The sequence below is a fragment of the Streptomyces sp. DSM 42067 genome (assembly GCF_055792885.1).
The window spans coordinates 6,174,955-6,193,441 of the sequence record NZ_CM147706.1 but is presented as its reverse complement, the minus strand read 5'-3'; the positions used below and the strand labels follow the sequence as shown (position 1 = coordinate 6,193,441).

16 protein-coding genes are annotated in these 18,487 nt (G+C 68.9%); 8 read left to right on the top strand and 8 right to left on the bottom strand.

The genetic code is table 11. From position 1 onward, the window contains the following. The first annotated feature begins 88 nt into the window (after window positions 1-88). Entirely contained in the window at window positions 89-943 is an 855-nt protein-coding gene (locus ACSMXV_RS28290; protein WP_473174023.1) for a PIN domain-containing protein, read from the top strand. A gap of 56 nt (window positions 944-999) precedes the next feature. Next, window positions 1,000-1,152: a hypothetical protein gene (locus ACSMXV_RS28285; protein WP_473174022.1), complete on the top strand. Its 153-nt coding sequence runs from the start codon at window positions 1,000-1,002 to the stop codon at window positions 1,150-1,152. A gap of 256 nt (window positions 1,153-1,408) precedes the next feature. Here the strand turns inward: ACSMXV_RS28285 and ACSMXV_RS28280 are convergent, their stop codons facing one another. From ACSMXV_RS28280 to ACSMXV_RS28265, 4 genes are all read right to left on the bottom strand, one after another. Continuing rightward, window positions 1,409-2,029, bottom strand: coding sequence for a hypothetical protein (locus ACSMXV_RS28280; protein ID WP_473174021.1), 621 nt, complete (start codon window positions 2,027-2,029; stop codon window positions 1,409-1,411). Window positions 2,030-2,335: 306 nt separating this feature from the next. After that, complete coding sequence (locus ACSMXV_RS28275; RefSeq protein ID WP_473174020.1) at window positions 2,336-2,785, bottom strand: hypothetical protein; 450 nt, start codon at window positions 2,783-2,785, stop codon at window positions 2,336-2,338. Then, entirely contained in the window at window positions 2,782-5,205 is a 2,424-nt protein-coding gene (locus ACSMXV_RS28270; protein ID WP_473174019.1) for an AAA family ATPase, read from the bottom strand. The genes ACSMXV_RS28275 and ACSMXV_RS28270 overlap by 4 nt, the downstream gene beginning before the upstream one ends. A 218-nt stretch (window positions 5,206-5,423) precedes the next feature. Beyond that, window positions 5,424-7,097: a DUF262 domain-containing protein gene (locus ACSMXV_RS28265; RefSeq protein ID WP_473174018.1), complete on the bottom strand. Its 1,674-nt coding sequence runs from the start codon at window positions 7,095-7,097 to the stop codon at window positions 5,424-5,426. 422 nt (window positions 7,098-7,519) lie between these two features. Between ACSMXV_RS28265 and ACSMXV_RS28260 the strand changes: the two genes are divergently transcribed. From ACSMXV_RS28260 to ACSMXV_RS28245, 4 genes are read left to right on the top strand one after another with little or no spacing between them, the layout of a single operon-like run. Beyond that, on the top strand, window positions 7,520-8,488 hold the full coding sequence (locus ACSMXV_RS28260) for a hypothetical protein (protein WP_473174017.1): 969 nt from the start codon (window positions 7,520-7,522) through the stop codon (window positions 8,486-8,488). Then, window positions 8,475-11,666, top strand: a complete 3,192-nt coding sequence (locus tag ACSMXV_RS28255; RefSeq protein ID WP_473174016.1) for a DEAD/DEAH box helicase — start codon at window positions 8,475-8,477, stop codon at window positions 11,664-11,666. The genes ACSMXV_RS28260 and ACSMXV_RS28255 overlap by 14 nt, the downstream gene beginning before the upstream one ends. Before the next feature lie 10 nt (window positions 11,667-11,676). Continuing rightward, a complete protein-coding gene (locus tag ACSMXV_RS28250) occupies window positions 11,677-12,279 on the top strand; it encodes a hypothetical protein (protein WP_473174015.1) in 603 nt (200 codons plus the stop codon). Continuing rightward, a complete protein-coding gene (locus tag ACSMXV_RS28245; RefSeq protein WP_473174014.1) occupies window positions 12,276-12,584 on the top strand; it encodes a hypothetical protein in 309 nt (102 codons plus the stop codon). Before ACSMXV_RS28250 ends, ACSMXV_RS28245 begins: the two co-directional genes overlap by 4 nt. 31 nt (window positions 12,585-12,615) lie before the next feature. Here ACSMXV_RS28245 and ACSMXV_RS28240 read toward each other — a convergent pair whose 3' ends face one another. Together ACSMXV_RS28240 and ACSMXV_RS28235 are read right to left on the bottom strand one after the other, a co-directional pair. After that, complete coding sequence (locus ACSMXV_RS28240; protein ID WP_473174013.1) at window positions 12,616-14,049, bottom strand: ATP-binding protein; 1,434 nt, start codon at window positions 14,047-14,049, stop codon at window positions 12,616-12,618. 640 nt (window positions 14,050-14,689) lie between these two features. Beyond that, on the bottom strand, window positions 14,690-15,106 hold the full coding sequence (locus ACSMXV_RS28235) for an SRPBCC family protein (protein WP_473174012.1): 417 nt from the start codon (window positions 15,104-15,106) through the stop codon (window positions 14,690-14,692). 128 nt (window positions 15,107-15,234) lie between these two features. Between ACSMXV_RS28235 and ACSMXV_RS28230 the strand changes: the two genes are divergently transcribed. Together ACSMXV_RS28230 and ACSMXV_RS28225 are read left to right on the top strand one after the other, a co-directional pair. Next, window positions 15,235-16,053, top strand: a complete 819-nt coding sequence (locus ACSMXV_RS28230; protein WP_473174011.1) for a helix-turn-helix domain-containing protein — start codon at window positions 15,235-15,237, stop codon at window positions 16,051-16,053. A gap of 653 nt (window positions 16,054-16,706) precedes the next feature. After that, a complete protein-coding gene (locus tag ACSMXV_RS28225; RefSeq protein WP_473174010.1) occupies window positions 16,707-17,324 on the top strand; it encodes a TOPRIM nucleotidyl transferase/hydrolase domain-containing protein in 618 nt (205 codons plus the stop codon). 53 nt (window positions 17,325-17,377) lie between these two features. On the opposite strand, the gene ACSMXV_RS28220 is transcribed toward ACSMXV_RS28225, so the two are convergent. Further along, a complete protein-coding gene (locus ACSMXV_RS28220; RefSeq protein WP_473174009.1) occupies window positions 17,378-17,572 on the bottom strand; it encodes a DUF397 domain-containing protein in 195 nt (64 codons plus the stop codon). After that, window positions 17,569-18,426, bottom strand: a complete 858-nt coding sequence (locus ACSMXV_RS28215) for a helix-turn-helix domain-containing protein (protein WP_473174008.1) — start codon at window positions 18,424-18,426, stop codon at window positions 17,569-17,571. The genes ACSMXV_RS28220 and ACSMXV_RS28215 overlap by 4 nt, the downstream gene beginning before the upstream one ends. Window positions 18,427-18,487 lie beyond the last annotated feature (61 nt).

The window sequence follows — 18,487 nt, the reverse complement described above, 5'->3', positions numbered from 1 at the left end:
GTTCGCGACGCCGCGCCGTTGAAAACGTTAAGGTCACGTCGGATGCGCTGGCGCAGGGGACCCAACGCGCGACGTAGGCGGGGTAGCTGTGGCGAGTGACACGACGACCGGCGAGAGCGGTCGTGGACTCTTCGAAAACTTCGGCGCCTATCGGACCCCGACGACGGCGGACTACACCGCCGTGCTGACGGACGGCTTGGTCGCCCCCGACGCGAACGTGCTGCTGAACCTCTACCGGTACACGGCGCAGGCACGGACCGACCTTCTCGGGGCACTCGGCGCTCTCGGAGACCGCCTGTGGGTTCCGCACCAGGTCGTCGACGAGTTCTGGCGGAACAGGGAAAGCGTCATCAGCATTGCGCGATCGACAAGCAAGAACGCCTCCCAGGAGATGAGCGGCCACGCCGGGACTGCGGTGCAGACCCTGCGCACCTGGGCCAACCGAGTGGCCCTGAGTGACGAGGACTTGGCAGATCTCCGCGACCGGCTGACGGGTGTCTTCAACGAGGTACAGAAGAAGATCACCGAGGTCGGTGAAGGTGAATGGCAGAACATCACTCATGACACCAGCGCCGATCCGGTGATCGCCGGGCTGGAGCGTGCCCTGGCCGGCCGCGTCGGCACACCCTTCAGCCGCGAGGAACGCACCGAACTCACCGAAGTGGGCAAGGAGCGCGTCAAGAGGCGCGTTCCGCCCGGTTACATGGATGCCAAGAAGGACGGCGATGGAGCGGTCGGCGACTTCTTCGTGTGGGAAGAGCTCCTTCGTGCGGCATCCGAGCGCCGGAGCGATGTCCTTTTCGTTATCGCGGATGCCAAGGAAGACTGGTGGCGGAAGGAGCACGGGTACAACCGGGGTCCCCGCCCGGAGCTGACCGCAGAACTCCGGAGGCGGGGCGGGGGCCGAGGTTCCTGCTGTCGCCAAAGCAGTTCCTCGAGGTAGCTGCGCCCATCCTGCAAGTCAGTCTGCAAGCCGGCTCCGTCGAAGACATCGAGCGAGTGGAACGCATTGAGGCCGAGCCCTCCCACGGCGGTTGGACCGCCGCTGCGATCGAAGCGCTCTTCAACGGCCTCTCATACGAGGGTTACGGCAACCGCGTCGATGTCATCCGCTACGCGGCCGAGATGGACGGCCGCATGGACGACGCCTGAGCCGATCGGGGCCTGGCACGACTCAACGCCCCCTCTATCATGGACTGCAAGTTGCGTGGAAGAGGCCCGCAAGACGCCTGCCCCGCCGAGGGACAGGAATCCCGGGCGGGCGGGTTCGCGTTTTTCGGCCAGCCAGCGATGTCCGGATCATTACGCGGATCCAGCGCCGCGGCGTCCCGCAGGTGTACGTCCCCATGCTCGATGAGTCGTGAGTCGCGTCGAGTTGTCCCCGAGAATCAGGTCTCGGGCACGGTCATCAGGAGATGACGACGCGGGTGCCACCGAAATGCGCGACGATCTCGAGCGTGCCGCCGAGCGCGGCGACACGACCCTGTGCAGAGTCGGGAGGCGGACGACGACGCTCCGATCCGTCGGGGCAGGCCGACGCCGGCTCCCAACGGTAGCCCTCAGATGCCTCGCTGTAGGAAACCAACAGCGGCTCCAGTTCTGTTCGCACTAGGTCTGCGTCGCCCGGCGACAGGGTCAGCGATGCCCTCCGCATGCGAACGCTCCACGTGGCCGGATCAGGGAACACGGAAGGCCGCGGCACAAGGTCACGCAGAACCACCCCCTCGCGGAACCGCGCGAGGCCGGACACCTCCAGGCGGCAGCCCTCGGTAAAAGTGCGCTCGCCGAAAACAACCGGATCCCCCAGGACACCCACCGGGCTAGCGACCCAGGCGTGGCCGATGATGCGGCCGAGGTCGCGCGTAGGGTTTCTGAAGCAGCCCCGCGTGGTGTAGAGAAAGATCTCGTCGCCCTCCTCCAAGGCCCGAGCCGCCTTGGAACGCCCCGCGGGGAAGGCCATCCGCTGCGCAGTCACCACCCAGCTCAGTGCGGCGCGGTCACCGATGATCAGCAGGTGTGTGGACGGCATGCCGATCACGATACCGAGGTGCCGCCCGGCGCACCTGCGACTCCACTTCCACACCTCCCGCACGACGCGCGGTCTCCATGGTTCATGGCGTACACGGGATCGGCGCCCGGCTGCCTGGAGCGCCCGCTCCGGCGGCGCGAAAGGCCGCCGCGGCCACGACCTCCCACGCGAACGCCGCCGCCTCTGACGCTGATTGCATGTCCTCCGGCTCCACCTCACGGGTGGTGTCACAGCCTCTGGCCCAACGACTGGTGACCATGACACGCCCATGGCACGGCGAACACCCTGCAGGCGCACGGCAGCCGTCTACGCCGTTCCCCGTGCCAAGGCCCCGATCACCAGCTCGACGTCGTCCCGCCACGCACACAACTCCCCCTGCGTGGGAGCCAGCTCGTACCCGTGGTAGTGGCAGGCCCGGCTGAGGCCGGCCCACGTCGCCGACCAGCGGCGGGCCGTGTCGGAGTCGGCGTAGGCCTCCAGGCACAGGGCCTGGGCGTGCGGCGGGCAGCGGGCCAACTGCGGTTTGCGGGCCTGCCAGTAGCGGCGCAGGGCCTCTTCGAGGGCGTGGCGCAGCAGCAGTGCCACGGCGCGCGGCCAGACGCCCGTGGTGGAGGCGGTGGCCGTGCCGAGCAACCGGTCCGCGCCCGCGAGCAGTTCCTCGGGGGTCGAGGTGGACGGCGGCGGAGGCGGGAGGGCTGTAGGGAGCCGGGACGGGCGCGTGGACGGGACGGGTGTGGCCGGGCGGATCGTGGTCACAGGGGTCGCACCGCCTTCGCGAGGTCCGCGGTGCGGCGGATGATCTCCTCCACGTCGTCGACGGGCACGGCTTCGTGGGAGCCCCTGTTGCACCACCGGATGTGGTCGGTGGCCTGCTGGCCGTAAGCCCGGGTGAGGTCGGTCATGGTGTCGCCCACCCGGTCGGTCGCACCGTAGAGGGCGAGGGAGGCCAGTTCGGTGAGCTTGTGGGCCTTGGCGATGCGCTGCTCGATCTCGGCGTGCGGCAGGCCCGTGCCGAGGAGCCGGCGCCGGGCCGGTTCGAGGAGGGCGGCCTCCAGTGCGGTGCGGCACAGGCCGGGCAGGACCCGGGCGACGACGTCGCCGGGCAGGTCGCGGGTTCTGGCGAGCGCCTTCGCGTCGTACAGGGCCTGCTTGACGGGGTCGTCGCCGGAGCGGACTCGTACGGCGGAGCGCTCACGGCGGTCGACGGTGAGGACGGTGGCGGGCAGCCGCAAGTACTTCAGGGCCTGCGGCAGGCGGGGGTCGTGGGTGAAGACGACGACCTGTCGGTGCTCGGCGAGGAGGGCGAGGACGCGGGCGAGGCCGTCCACCTTGGCGGGGTCCATGGACTGCACCGGGTCGTCGATGACGAGGAACCGGAAGGGGTTCTCCGGGAGGAAGGTGCGCGGGAGGAAGAGGGACAGGGCGAGGGAGTGCAGCTCCCCCTGGCTCATCACGCCCAGCGCGGGGGCGTCGATGTCGTCGACGGTCACGTCGAGGGCGACCTTGCGCTGGGTTCCGGAGCCGCCCAGGCGGACCGGGCCGAGGGCGACGTTGCTCTGCTGGCGCAGGTTGGACCAGATGCGTTGGGCGTCCTCGGCGATGGGCCGCATCCGGTCGGCGCGGATCTCGTCGTGGGTGGCCTTGAGCCATTTCTGGGCGGCCTTGACGCGAGGCAGGCGCGGTGCCGCCTGCTCGACTGCGTGGGCCTTGTCCAGCCAGGCGGCGAGCGCCCGCGCGGCGTCGCGCCAGGTGTCGTCCTGGTCGGCGAGGTGCCCCGCGGCCTCCTGGCGGGTGACCCGTGCTGCGTCGGCGGCGGTCCGTGCGGCGTTCTCGGAGACGGACGCCAGCACGGCCGGCTCGGAGACGGTACGGCACCGCAGCCAGTCCTCCCAGGCGGCGGCGATCTCGGACGGCAGCCAGTCGGGGGGCGGGACGGCCAGGTCGCGGACGGCCTGCGCGGCCGCGTCGAGTTCCCTGCGGGCGGTGAGGACCTGTTCGGCCTCGGCCCGCAGCCGGCGTTCCTGCTCGGCGGCGTCCCGTGCCCATTCCTCGTCGAGGCGGGCCGTGCCGCCGCACACCGGGCAGGTGTCGAAGGCAGGGTGGGCGCGGTGGTGGGCGAGTGCGCGGGCGAGGAGTTCGGCGCGGCGCAGCGCGTCCTCGGCGGACGTGCCCCGCAGGTCCTCTGCGGAGGCGATGGCTTCGCGCAGCCGGGTCACGGCCGTGGCGACCGCCTCGGTGTCAGGGCCGGTCAGAGTGGAGCGGCGGCGCAGGTCGAACAGGAGCGACTCGTCCGCCGCGCCGGTCCCGGCGGCCAGTTCGGCCGCCCGCGCGAGGTCCGGGCACCGCCCGCTCAGTGCGGTGTGGGCGGCCCGGGCACGGGGGTCGTCGGTGCTGTCCAGCAGAGCGAGCAGCGCGGGCAGTTCGGCCTTGGCCGCCTTGGCGGGTGCCTCGTACTCGCGGGCCAGCTCGCGCAACCACTTGTCAACGGCAGCGAGTTGCTCCAGCCCGAGGATGGAGGCGACGGCGTCGTACATCTCGCTGGGCTTGCCGCCGATCACCTGGCCGAGCTCGGAGTACGACAGGAAGGGGCGGTAGGTCGCCAGGTCCTCCTGCCAGCCGAGGTCCGGAAGCGGGACGGGGCCGTGGCCGGGCCGGTCGAGTTCGGCGGTGGAGTCTGCGACGTCGTCCCCGTGCCACGTGCGGAGCACGGTGGCCGGCTCCGGATCGCCGTCGATGCGCAACTCCACGGCGACCTGTGGTTCCTGGCCGTGATGGAGGTTGCGCCAGCTTTTGCGCCAAATGTCGCTGCGGCCGCGCCAGCGGGCGTTGTCACCGGTCAGCGCGATCTCGACGGCTTCCGCGAAGCTCGACTTGCCGGAGCCGTTGCGGCCGGTGACCAGGGTGAGTCCCGGGCCGGGGGTGAGGGGGAGGCGTGCTGTCCGGCCAATGCCGCGGAAGCCGCTGACCGTGACGGACTGCACGTACGCGCCCGGCATCCGGCCGCGCGCCCCGCCGCCATCCTGGAAGGCGGTGAGTAGGAGAGCTCGGGTGTCCTCGTCGAGGTCCGAGTCGGCGAGCCGCCCGGCGATGAGATGGGCGAGGGTGCCGGCGGCCGGCTCCTGGGCAGGAGGCCCTGCGGGAGACGGGTCCGGGGCGGGATCGGCGGGTACGGGCATGACGGGACTCCCGTGGAGGCGACGAGTGCGGAGCGAGCGGCCGGACAGGCCGGTGGCAACTGAACGACTAGGGACACACGGGAGCAGCGTTGTAACGCGGGCCGTGAGCCGTGAGTTGCGGACGACCATAGCCCACACAGCGTCAATAATGGAACTCCTTGGAACTTCCTGGAGATTTTTGGCCTCAAGGCCGGGGCGTCACGCCCCGGCCCGCGCACTCACAGATGCCACTCCTCGAAGAGCACCCCCAACAGCTCCTCCTGCCTGGCCTTCAACACCTCGGGGGTCCACTCGGCATGCTGGAGCACCTGGCTGGTCAGCGCGAAGGGGACCACTCCCCCGCGGCCGGTGAAGTACTTGGCCTTCTTGGCGGCGAAGTCGTAGTTCTGGGCCGCCGAGTTCTTGGCGCGGTTCAGCAGCACCAGGTTTCCCAGGCGGTGTGTCCACTGGGCACGCTGCTCCTCGTCGAACAGCCCGACCCACTGCGAATCGGCCTTCGGGTTCTGCGGCAGCACGTGCTCCACGGTGATGAGCGGGTGGTCGTACGTCACCCCCTGCCCGCGGGCCAGCAGCTCGTCGAGCCGGAGTAGCACATACTTGCGGATCTTGCCGACCAGATAGAGATCGCCGTCGAGCCTGGCCCGGGTCTCGGCCTTCTCGTCGTCCCTCAGTTCGAGGGCCGGGGAGGCAAGGCCCTGTCCTTCGTCGAGCTGCCGAAGCAACTCGGCGTACCGCGTGACGCGGGGAGTCGTGTAGACGCGGCGGACGAACATGCTGGCCGACAGCCGCTCCAAGGCCCGCATGAACGTGTCGAGCCATGCCGGGTCGTCCTCGTGGTGACGCAGCGCCCAGAGAGCGGCGGGCCGCCAGTCGTAGTTGTCGACCTGCTGGAGCCTCCTGAACCAGGCGTTGACCGCCTCCGCACCCGAAGCGGACTCATAACGTGCTTCACGGATCTGGGCATAAGCCTCGGCATACGGCCGGACAACGTCATGGACGAAGACCTCGCCCCTGCCGGGGAGGTAGCGGTTGAGTACCTGCTCAGGGAACTCCTTGAGCAGCTCCTGTTCCGCCCGCTTCTTGGCAAAGATCATCCGCAGGTGGAGGAAGAGTTCCGCGAAGTCGTCGCGCCCCAGCATCTCCTCGGCGTCCTCCCAGGTGGTGGCGCACGCCTCAGACGCCTCCGCCCCGAGATCCCCGATTATTTGCGACTTGAAGATGTCGGTGGGAGACAAGTCCAGGCCGCGGGAGTTCATGACGCTGAAGATCCGGTGTGCGCTGTCGAGGTCAGGAGTGCTGACGACGACAAGGAACGTCCGCTCGGCGAGCATCTGAGCCAGTTCCAGCCGGCGTTCCTCGGTCAACGCGGTGAGGCTGCGGTGGAGGACTGTCGCGTTGCGGAGGACGGCCTTCTGCGCGTCGGTCCGCAGGGCTTCCTCCTTGAGCGTCAGAAGAGTGCCCACTGCGCCCTTCGTCTGGACGTACTTCTCGAAGAAGTCCGCGTCACGGCTCCGCAGAGTGAGCCGCGGCCTCGGGGCGAGCCCACGGATCTTGGCACCCGGCTCCATGACCAGCCGGTCGAGGTCGCCACGCAGCTCCGGATCCTCGGTGAGGTCGCGCAGGACCGACAGGAGGATGGTCAGGGTCGTGAGGCGCTGCTGGCCGTCGATGACGTCCGCCTTCGGGACCGCGCTGTTCTTGACGAGCACAACGGATCCGAGGAAGTACGGCTCATCCGTCCCACGGACCAGGGCTTCCTGCAGGTCCATCAGCAGTTGAGCCGCCTGCTCCTCCTGCCAGGCATAGGGGCGCTGGTAGTCAGGTATCTGGAAGTCGTAGTCACTGCTGAACACCTTGTGCAAGGGCATCTCGTGCGCCTCGAGCTTTTGCATGCCCCGATGATGTCGAAAAAATAGAGCTCCGCGGCACTAATCCGACGCAACGTCCTTCCGCCTGACAGCGATTCCATGGGAGCCGGGGCCATCCCACGCCTGGACGAGGGCCACCATCTACTGCTGTATCGACGACAGCGTGAGCACCCGACACGTCCGGCATGAGGCTCAACAGGGACCGGAAGTCCGTCATCCGTCTCAGTCGGCGCTCAGCCTCGCCCGTATCCCTTGCCCCACGCGTCTGCGTGCCACATCAACGCCCGGCGCGCTGCTGCTCGTCGACGCACTCGCCTCGCGCTGGGACACCGCATCGTACCCGCCCGCCGGCAAGACCGTCTGGGCCTGCCTCCCACTCCTCTGACTGTGAATGCGGCACAGTCCGTCCACAGGCGGACACACGGCGTGGACAAGTCGGCGGGGAGATGGAGAGAATTCTGATCACACCGTCGGTCTCAGGAGTGGTCGCGATCACCACTCGCCCCGGCTCCCGCCCGTACCCGGGCTGGCCCGGTCACCGGACGGTCGCACGGGGACGGCGCATCGGCGCCGTGTGGGGGAAGGACGTACGGGTGGTGGGGGAAGGCAGCGCCGTCGGCGGCGCCGCGCCGCGCGTCTCGCGCGGGATCGAGGTGTACGGCGGCTCGGACGGGGCCGTGTCGTGGAGCGGCGTCGAGCTGACCAGCGATGTGATGCGGGAGTTGGCGTCCGGGCCGTGGGCCGAGCGGGTCGGCGATCTGGAGGCCACCCGGGAGTTCCTCACCGGGCTGCGCTCACTGGCCGCCACGGACATGGAGACTGAGTTCATCAGCACCCTTCTGAAGGCCGAGCCCGAGCCCCTGCCGTGGCAGGTCGGCGAGGCGCTCGCCGAGGTGCTGCTGGAACACTGGCACGGCGCGCTGTGGGTGTGGGACGGCGCCCGGGACCGGCGGACCCGCAAGGCGAGCCTTCCGGGCGCCGACCTGGTCGGGCTGTGTGTGGCGGACGGTTCGGCGCGGCTGCTGTTCGGCGAGGTCAAGTCGTCGTCCCAGGAGGACTGCCCGCCGAGCGTGATGGTCGGCTCGAAGGGCATGATCGAGCAGCTGAAGCGGCTGTCACGCAAGGACGACCACCTCACGCTCATGAAATGGCTGAACTTCCGCTGCCGGACGCCGGAGCACAAGGCGGCCTACCGTACTGCCGTTGGCCGCTGGGTGAAGTCGCAGGGCCAGGACATCCAGCTGTTCGGCTGCCTGGTGCGTGATACGACACCGCAGGAGAAGGACCTCGGCGACCGCGCCGCCCATCTGGCGAAGACGGTCGTCGAACCGATGCACGCCCTGCTGACAGCCTGGTACCTCCCAGTGGCCATGACCACGTGGCCCCAGCACGTGGGGGTGCGTGACCTTGGCTGACCTCGGCTGGCTCGAAGGCGCCCTGGACCCGGACCTCGTGGAGGATGCCGGTGAGAGGGCGCAGCGTGTGCTGATCCGTTCCGCCCTGCGGGCTGTCGATGGGGAGGTTCCCGAGGGCTCCCCGGGCAGCCGGGAGGCTGTCGACTTCGCGGTGGACGCCCTGGACCTGCTGGCCTGGGACGCGATCGCGGAGGATCCGAAGGCGGAGTCCACGCGGCGGTTGTGCGAGCAGATGTTCGCCCTGGCGCGGGCCCGGCTACCGAGGGGCGATTCCGCCGAGGCGCGTCTCGAACTGCTACGCACGGCCTGCCTGGGCTGGATCGCGGACGAGACCCCGCTCGCGGCCCGGCTGCTCGCGGACGTAGGACTGCCCTCCGTTCCCGACCCGGAGGAGGACTGGGAGACCCGCGTGCGCCGCGGAACCGCCGACACCTGGCTGCTGTTGCTGCGCAAGCGCGGGTGGGACGACCTGGATGCGCTGGATCACCTCATCGCCCGGCTGAGGAGCGAGCAGACCGGGCAGGAGGAGGCGTATCTCTCGGCGGCGGGGAACGACGCCCGGCCGGCCGCCTGGTCGCTGGCCGCCCATTACCACCTGCTCAAGACGGCGGAACTGCTCGCCGAATACCTGTCCACCGGTCATCTCATGCGTGAGAAACGCCCCAGCCGTCACTACGGCGTGCGCGAGCGCGTGCAGTCGCACTGCGATCGCGCGCTGGAAGCGGCCATGGCCTCCTCGGACCCCGATCTGGAGGTCCTCGTACGGCTGTTGACCGCCACAGCAGACCAGATCATCGACAACAGCCTGTGGACGGTGGCACGCGCGGTCAGCCCGGAGGTGAACGCATTCGTCGCCTCCCTCGTCAACCGGGGACGGCCACGCCCGATCTTCGAGGTACTGCCGCCGCAGCGTGTCGCTCTCGCCGAGCAGGGCCTGATCCGCACGGCGCACCGCAGTGTGGTGGTCAGCCTTCCCACCAGCGCGGGCAAGACCCTGATTGCCCAGTTCCGGATCATCCAGGCCCTCAACGCCTACGACAAGCAGCAGGGCTGGGTCGCGTACGTCGCCCCGAACCGGGCGCTCGTGAACCAGGTGACGCGTCGGCTGCGCCGCGACTTCGCCGACCTCGGCATCGGAGTGGAACGGGTCAGTCCCGCTCTAGAGTTCGACGGCCTCGAAGAGGACATGCTCACGGACCGCAGCGAGCGGCAGTTCCGGGTGCTGGTGTCCACACCGGAAAAGCTCGACCTGCTGCTCCGGGCCGGCTGGCAGGAGAGGATCGGGCGTCCGCTGTGTCTGGTGGTGGCCGACGAGGCACACCACCTGGGCGTGGACAAGCGCGGGATCAAGCTGGAGCTGTTGCTGGCCACGGTCAACCGGGAGGCCCAAGACGCGGGCTTCCTGCTCCTGACTCCCTTCATCGACAACGGCGATGACATCGCCGAATGGCTGGACAGCGGCAGCCGACAGTCGGTCGGGCTGTCGGTGGACTGGACACCGAACGACCGCATCGTGGCACTCGCCCGCCGTGAACGGACTACGGGCAACGGCGGATTCCGAGTCAATCTGGAGACCCTCGTCACTGGCCGAAGAACGCTCAGCGTGCCCGACGATCTGCCCCTGGACAGGTACCGGCCACTCGGCCTGTCCTGGTCCCAGGCAGGCGCTCCCGGCAAACTGGCCGCGGCGACGGCCTCGGTCCTCGCCGAACGCGGGCAGACCATCACACTGGCCCAGCGGCCGGACTTCGCCTGGTCGATCGCCCAGCAGATCGCGGGCGACCGGGCGGACATGACCCCGATCGGCGAGGACCTGCGGGCGGTGCTGGACGTGGTCGAAGAGGAGTTCGGCGCGGACTTCCCGCTCAGGGGGCTGCTCGCCAAGGGTGTCGGCATCCACCACCGCGGCCTGCCCGATGACATCCGCGTCCTGACGGAATACCTGATGGAGACAGGAGACCTGGCGCACCTGGTGTCCACGACGACCATCGCCCAGGGCGTCAACTTCCCGGTGGCGAACGTCATCCTGGCCTCACACCAATTCCCGTACGGGACCGACATCCCGGCCTCGGACTTCTGGAACCTGGCGGGGCGGGCGGGCCGCGTCGAGCAGGGCGAGGTGGGCTTGATCGCGCTGGCCGCGACAGACGAGGAACGGTCCCGGAAACTCCGGGACTTCGTGGGCCGCCAAGTCGCCGAGCTGAACTCCACGCTCATCGACATGGTGGACAGGGCCATGACCTCATACGGTCAGCTCGACCTGCACACACTGTCGGTCCTCCCCGAGTGGTCCGCCTTCGTGCAGTACCTGGCCCACACATACCGTCAGATCGGGGACCACGAGGAGTTCGCCGAGGAGATCGAGCAGGTCCTGCGCGGCACCCTCGGCTTCCAGAGCCTCCGCCGGGTGAACGGCGGCTGGGCGGCCGAACTGACCCGCAGCGTGCGGGAGTACGCGGAACGTCTCTCGGGCAAGGCGCTGGGGCTCGTGGACAGCACGGGCTTCTCATGGGAGAGCGTGGCGGGCACGCTGAAGCGACTGAGCAATGCACAGATCGACCGTGAGGTCTGGTACACGCCTCTGTTCGAGGGCGATCGCAGGCCGTTGGCCCAGTTGGTCGGGGTGATGCTCGAAGTGCCCGAGCTCAGGGAGAGCCTCTACGAGATCACGGACGAACACGAGGGCCGCAGTGGCGACTACATCGCCCGCGTCATCCAGGACTGGGTGAACGGCGCGTCCGTACCGCAGCTGGCCGCCGACCATTTCAAGAAATCAGGCGAGTCCAACAACCTCAAGGCGATCACCAAGTGCTGCCAGCGGCTCTTCGGCGACATGGCTCCGACGGTGTCCTGGGGGCTATCGGCGCTCCAGTCGCTGACACTCGGGCAGGAGTTCGCCGCACTTCCCGCCGAAACCCAGCGCGAGCTGCGGAACATCCCGTCGTATGCCTTCTACGGCGTGCGTTCCGAAGACGCGATCGCGATGCGGCTCGCGGGAGTGCCGCGGTCGGCCGCCGACCGTCTCGCCACGGCGGTCGTCGGCGACCTGGGACGCGCCCGTCCCGTCGACGCCCGCGCCCGGCTGGCCGCGCTTCCGGATGCCGCGTGGCGGTTGGCCCTCGGGCCGAAGGGGACGGCGTATCGGCAGGTTTGGCGGATCCTTGACGGCGTGCAGTGAGATGCTGCGCATGGCCTGGGAGATGCAGGCCGAAGCCCGTGCCGACTTCGTCGAACTGTTCGGCAACGACCTGCTCGTCCTGGACCCGGCAGAGGCGCAAGTCCGGTTGCGGGAGTATCACCGTCACCGGCAGGAGAAGGCGCTCGCCGGACTTGACGACGAGGCCGCCGCGCGGGCGAGGAACAGCGGGCCCTCGCTTGACGAAATCAGCAGCCTGCCCGAAGAGCTTCTCGACTCGGACGACGTCGCTGTGATCTGTGACGAGACCGAAGGCATCTGCTACTACGCCGACTTCGGCCGCCTCGACGCGCTGTTCGCCGATCCCGCTCTGGCCCGTAACCGCACCTACCTGACGCAGCTCCGGGAGTACCTGAACGACGACTCCGTCTCCCCCATGGTCATCCGCCGCCTGGTCCAGCGGCATCCCGAGAACGCCGACGCCGTGTTCCGCGCGCTCCTGCGCAAGCCCGCGTTCACCTGGGAGCGGGATGGGGAGGAACTGCTGCGCCGTCGCAAGAAGAGTCACTGCACACACGAGCCCCTGCCAAGCATCACCCCCGTCGGCGCCCGCCTCGCGGAACTCCTGCGCGCGGAAAGGCACCATGCACGATGAGGCCCACCACCACCGCGCTCACCGCCATGGTCGCGGAGGCGATCGTCGATGCCTACGACGAGTACGAACAACTCGCCGCCCTCCATGCAGTCATCGAGGACCGCCTCGCCCTCCCGTTCGACACAGTCGTGCTCGGCGTCACCGTGACCGTCACCGCCGTCCAGCTCCGGTCCGGCAGCGGCATCGTCGCCCTGTGCAGACGCGGTCGACACCGTCAGGCGATCGGCCTCCTCGACCTACCGCTGCCCGAACCCGCGCCTGAGGGGTGGGCCTGGGTGGAGGCCTACCGGCACTGGGCATCCTGAGCCGCGTACCGCATGCCTCACCGTCTCTCCGCTACTGCCAGGCGCGGACCAGATCTTCAGGCCCCCAGTGGGCCGCAAGCGGCAGACTGCCGACGACACCGCTGCGGGACACCGCGACCAGCGGGGTGTCCGGTCCGGCTCCGGGCACCGCGAGTACGTCCCGAGCCAGGGCGTCGTATTCGCGCCGGCCGAACGGCTGGGACTCCAGCCACTTGATGGAGCCGACAAAGTGCACCGCGACCGCCACGGGTTCACGGTCGGTGCCGACCAGGTCGATCTCGGGGTTGTTCTGCCGGTTCCACCAGCCGCCGACCGCCTCTGTCTCCGGCCATCGCTCGTCGGGCAACAGCCGCAGCAGCGACTCGCGGATGAGCGGCTCGACCGCACGCCCCCGCCAGGTGGTCCAGGAGCGCTCGATGCGCTCCAGGGCAAGATCGCCCCGGCCGCGCTCGATGAGCGGGATGCCCCGCTGCAGGAAGGCCAGCCAGAAACGGAGATACGGATCGGCGATGCGGTAGCGCTTGTTCTTGGTGTCGGCCTTCGCGGACAGCGGCAGGTCGGCCGCCAGAACCCGCTTGGCCTGCAGGGTGTTCAGCAGCGGGGACAGCGTGCCCGATGGCAGGGCACCTGATCCGCCGGCCTGTGCAGCGATGGTCGAGAAGGTCCGCTCGCCGCTGCCCACCGCCTCCAGCACCGCCCGCGAATGTGACGCCTCGGGGAACTCCCCCAGCAGCGACAGCTCGCCCGCCACCAGGAGCGGAGACAGCGGATTCGCCACGGCCTCGCGCAGGAAGTCCGCCCGGCCCATCCCGGGCCGCCACGACTGGACGATTTCCGGAAAGCCTCCCGTGATCAGCAGCGCGTCCACCGCGTCCGCCGCATCCAGCCCGGTCATGGCCTGCACGTCGCCCAGGTGCAGCGGCCGTACGGTCATCTTCGCCGCCCGCCCGAAGAACGGGCGGCCGTACGACTGCAGCGCCTCCATCACCGACATGTCGCTGCCGACCAGGATGAGCAGGACCGGCTTGGCGGACAGGTGACGGTCCCAGACGGTCTGCAGAGCCCCCTCGAACTCCGCGTCCTGCTCAACCAGCCACGGCACCTCGTCGATCACCGCGATGCTCGGGGCGTCGTCCGGAACCGCGACGGCCAGTGAGCGCAGCGCCTGATTCCAATCCGCGGCCTGCAGCCCGGCCACCAGCTCCGCCCCCGGTAGGGCGGACTGGGCGAGCGCCCCAGTGAAGTCCGCCCGCTCGGCCACGGCGTTGCGGCCCCGGGTCGCCTGGAAGACCACGTACGGAACCCGGGACCGGTCACAGAACTCCTGGACCAGGCGAGACTTCCCCACCCGGCGCCGCCCGGTCATGATCACTGCCCGCCCCCGGGTGGCACCCGCGCCCTCGATCACCAGGCCCAGCTGTCGAGCCAGCAGATCCAGGTCAGCCACCCTCCCCTTGAATTCCACAGGCAGCCCCTCATAGTAGAACGCAGTTTCGATATTACGTAGATTGGATCTTACTTAGATGGTAGCTCGCTTCCTGTGCCAGCGTGAAACCGTTGAACCCGTCGGAAGCATGGACAGGCGCGCCACACGATTCGGGGCCTTGGGCAGATGCGCCGACATCGGTCCAATCAGAGAATCCCGCAGGTCACAGGCGGCCCGGCACGGCCAGCCCTTGCTTGCGGCTCCTGCCGGGCCCGAATCTGCGATCTGTCGCCGCCGGCCTACCGATTCAGCCGGACAACCGCCTCGATCACCAGCCGCCCGCTCCCGCCCAGCGGTCCTCCCCCTGCCCATGCTCCGAGCGCCCCGCCGGGGGCACCCTGCATGAGGTGCCCAAAGACCCCGTGACCAGCGAGTTCGCTGAGTGCGGGGTCTTCGCGTATGTGCAGCCGTATGCCGCTCGAAGTCGCCGTATGACACGGGTCGCTGCCTGTTTGCTGCGGGATGGATCTTGGCGCTTCGCTCCAGGTCAGCGCCCGGATGTGAACGGTCGCGATATTCCCCAGGGAGCAATTCAGGAGCTTCCCCATGGGGATTCCGGATGCGGCTCCGTCGGGACCGGGCCCCTGGCGGAGCCGCGCCGTACTTTCAGTCCGCTCGGTCAGTTGTCCGGCGTGGCCGGGGTCTCCAGCGTCTGTTTCATCACGCGTGCTCCCTGGTCGACCATCTCGGCGATAGGGCCCGCGAGGTCGTCTGGCGTTACGTCGGTGATCCAGACGAACCGGCTGCGTGCCTCGCCGTCGGCGAAGACCTGCATCGACGCGTGGTGGTGTTTCGGGGCCAGTGACCCGCCGACCACCGCATAAGCGACCCGGCGGACTTCGTCGTCGATGTCGACGAGGAGCTCGTGCACCACGACGCCGGTCGCGAAGGTCACGACCCTGATATCCGCCTCCAGGTGCGTGTCCGTGACCATGCCGGGTACGAGGCGCCGGTGCACCTCGCCGACGTCGCGGACCGCCGCCCAGACGTTGCCGGGGGCGCTGTCGATCAGGAATTCCTTATGGATGTGAGCCATGTGCGTCTCACCTGTCTGTCCGGGTGTCAGTCGCTACGTCACGTCGAACAGCTTGCTCGCGGCAGACGGTCCCCGTCTTGAACATCCTTGCGCGGGTGAATGTCAGACCCTCCGCGTAGCGTTCAAGAGTGCTGTCAGCCACCACTCTCGCCACCCGGCCCGACTTCGGCATCACCGCCGTGACGTGCCAGGACGCCCACGCGCACTGGTCGGAGGCCGAAGTACGTGACGACTACCGGGTGGTGCTCGTGCGGCGTGGCCGGTTCCGCAGGCGCGCAGCCGGCGCCCACGCCGATATCGACCCGACGATGGCCTACGTCGGCGTGCCGGGCGAGGAGGAGCAATTCGCCCACCCCGCCGGAGGCGACGAATGCACATCGATCACCCTGACACCGGCGCTGTGGCAGGTCACGGCCGGCGATGTCACGCGCCTGGCCACGCACAACGTGTACGTCGATGCCCGCCTCGACCTCACCCATCGCCGGCTCCTCGCGACCGCCCGGACGGGGGACATCGATTACGCATTGGCGGAAGAGCTGCTCGGCCTGCTCGCCACCACCACTGGCCAAGTCGTCTCCGGGCCCACACCGCTCGGAGCACAAGCCACCAGGGCCGAAGCTGCTCTCGTCTCCGCAGCCCGCCAGGCGATCACCGATGGCCACCCGGCCTCGGACGGACTGCTTCCGCTCGCAGAGCTACTCGGCGTCTCGCCGTACCGCTTGAGCCGGTCCTTCACCCACGAACTGGGGGTGTCAGTGACCCGCTATCGCAATCGCGTCCGCATCGGCAGGGCCCTGGACCGCTTGGAAGGGGGAGAGAGCAGCCTCGGCACCCTCGCCGCAGATCTCGGCTTCGCCGACCAGGCACACCTGTGCAGGACCATGCGCCAGTACCTGGGCCATACACCGACGGCATTGCGAGGCCTGCTCGCCCCTCGGGCACCTTGACGATCTCCGTTGCTCGGCAACGTCGCCTGGGGAATTCCATGACGCGCAAGCCGTCGAATAGGCGCGGTCCGCGAGGACGGCGGCAGGTCGGGTTCTCGGCCTCTCCTGCCGCTGGCGGTCCGTTCCGCCTGGCAGGCCAGGTTCCCCGAACTCGCTGTGACGGCGGCCGCCGCATAGTGGACGATCTGCACCTCCGCCTCATCAGGATCGGGCCGGACGCGCTCGCCGAGGACTGCCGGACGCGCTCGCCGAGGACTACGGATACGCGCTCACGGGTGGCTACGCGATCCAGGCGCACCACATCGTCAACCGCTGAGCGACGACGTCGACCTGTTCGCACCCATCGAGCGCGCTGCAGACGAGATGCCCGCCGCGGTCACACGGCTCGTCGAGGCCTGCCCGGCGGCCGGATACACGGTCGAGGTGGCCCAACGGGCCCCAACCCCACCTACAGCCGGTTGCATCGTGGCGGGCCACACGTACTGGCGCCACTGTTCGACTGAGTGACCGGTCGGCCGTGCACAGCTGACCGGACACATGATGGGGTGCACTATCAGGGTGATGACTGTCAAGGTGACGAGGGCGCGGTCATGTCGAGCAGGGCCGTCGAATATTCCGTGCCGTGCCGGTCGGTGGACGTGCAGACTCGCTCCATGGTGAACATGGGGGCGTTCCGGGACGCGGTCAGCCGGTGGGCGGCCGGCGGTCCCGGCGGAGCGGCCAGTGATCTGGCTGTGCAACTGGGGCTGCGTACTGCCGTGCTGCTGGAAGGGCTGAGCGACCTCGCGGCCGTCGAGGCGCTGGCCGCACGGCGTGGCCCGGACCTGGCCGCCGAAGGGGTGTGCGTCGTGCCGATGGGCGGGGCGATGAGCGTCGGCCGTTACGCCAGTCTTCTCGGCCCGCCAGGTCTTGGCCTCCGCCTGAGGGGACTGTGCGACGAGGGGGAGCAACGCTTCTACGACCGCGGCTGGGAGCGGGCCGGGGCGGGCCATCGGGGTTTCTTCGTGTGCGTGGCGGACCTGGAGGACGAGCTCATCCGCGCGCTGGGCACGGCGCGGGTCGAGGAGATCATCCGGGCCGAGGGCGACCTGCGTGCCTGGCAGACTTTCCTGCGCCAGCCCGCACACCACGGTCGGCCCCGGCAGCAGCAGTTGCGGCGCTTCCTCGGCACGAAGAAGGGCCGCAAGATCCGCTATGGCCGTCTCCTGGTGGAAGCCCTCGACCCCGAACAGGTACCAGTCCCGATCGACGACCTCTTCGCGAGCCTGTAACGACGGACGAAAGCGAGGGCTACGACCTCTTGTCCGTAGTCCCTCGCTGCACGTCAGCGTCCGGCCGCGAAGTGCACGAACGTAGCCCACTCCGAACGGGGGAAGGCGAGTTGGGCGTGGGCGGGGGCCTTGGAGTCTCGGACGTGGACGGTACCGGGCGCGACGGCGACCTCGACGCACTCGCCGCCCTCGTTGCCGCTGTAGCTGCTCTTGAACCAGGCGAGTCGCGCGGGTTCCGCAGTGCTCATCGTTCCCCCAGCAAGTTCTCGATCAGGGCGAGTGACTCCCGCATGGTGAGCGCCTGTGCCCTGATGCTGCCGTACCGTGCGGCCAGGATACGTACTTCCTCGGGGTCCGTGATCAGTCGGCTGGAGTTCTGCGCCTCGGTGTATCCCAGTTGAGCTTTGCCCTTCGGCGTGAGGAGTACGAATCCACCGCCCATCCCGGCGTGTTCACTAAGGTCCGTCGGCATCACTTGGAGCTCTACGTTGCGCAACTGTCCGAGCTTGAGCAGTTGCTCCAGCTGCTCCCTGTGGACCTTCGGCCCGCCAAGGGGCCGCCGCAACACGGTCTCCTCGATGACGGCGGCGACCATGGGTGAAGGCCAGCCGGTCAGAATCTCCTGCCGGTCCATCCGGGCTGCCACCCGCTGCTCGATGGTCTCCGCGTTCAGCAGCGGCTTGCGCATCTCGTACAGCGCCCGCGTCCGCCGCTCGGTCTGCAAGAGGCCGGGAACGTCATGGTTGTTGTAAAAGTTGATCTCAACGGCTTCCCGCTCCAAGCGCGCGTAATCCCGAAACCAAGCCGGATGCCGCACCCTCGCCTTCGCCTTGGCCCTCTCCACGTCCTCGATCGTGGTCCTCAACAGGCCACCGGCACCGAGCAGTTCATCCGCCGCCTCCAAGAACTCTCGCTGCGGCGTCCGTCTCCCCCGCTCAAGCGATGAGATCAGATCCTCGCTGTACCCGAGCCGATCCCCCAGCTCCTTCTGCGTGAGACCGGCCCGCTCGCGAAGCACCTTGACCTGTTTGCCGATCGCCCGGTTCAGGTCGCTGGCCTGTTCGCTCTCGTCGTATGTCTCCTGCGGCTCCGTCATCGCCATCCCGACACCCACCCTGTTGGCCAGTACGCCTCACCAGGTCACGGCCGACACCCCGTACAGG

Bases quoted from the DNA above. Each gene is read 5' to 3' on its own strand.
- ACSMXV_RS28280 (WP_473174021.1), bottom strand. From the start codon at position 2,029: ATGCCGTCCACACACCTGCTGATCATCGGTGACCGCGCCGCACTGAGC.
- ACSMXV_RS28215 (WP_473174008.1), bottom strand. From the start codon at position 18,426: ATGGCGATGACGGAGCCGCAGGAGACATACGACGAGAGCGAACAGGCC.
- ACSMXV_RS28225 (WP_473174010.1), top strand. From the start codon at position 16,707: ATGGTGAACATGGGGGCGTTCCGGGACGCGGTCAGCCGGTGGGCGGCC.
- ACSMXV_RS28265 (WP_473174018.1), bottom strand. From the start codon at position 7,097: ATGCAAAAGCTCGAGGCGCACGAGATGCCCTTGCACAAGGTGTTCAGC.
- ACSMXV_RS28245 (WP_473174014.1), top strand. From the start codon at position 12,276: ATGAGGCCCACCACCACCGCGCTCACCGCCATGGTCGCGGAGGCGATC.
- ACSMXV_RS28250 (WP_473174015.1), top strand. From the start codon at position 11,677: ATGGCCTGGGAGATGCAGGCCGAAGCCCGTGCCGACTTCGTCGAACTG.
- ACSMXV_RS28270 (WP_473174019.1), bottom strand. From the start codon at position 5,205: ATGCCCGTACCCGCCGATCCCGCCCCGGACCCGTCTCCCGCAGGGCCT.
- ACSMXV_RS28220 (WP_473174009.1), bottom strand. From the start codon at position 17,572: ATGAGCACTGCGGAACCCGCGCGACTCGCCTGGTTCAAGAGCAGCTAC.
- ACSMXV_RS28235 (WP_473174012.1), bottom strand. From the start codon at position 15,106: ATGGCTCACATCCATAAGGAATTCCTGATCGACAGCGCCCCCGGCAAC.
- ACSMXV_RS28260 (WP_473174017.1), top strand. From the start codon at position 7,520: ATGGAGAGAATTCTGATCACACCGTCGGTCTCAGGAGTGGTCGCGATC.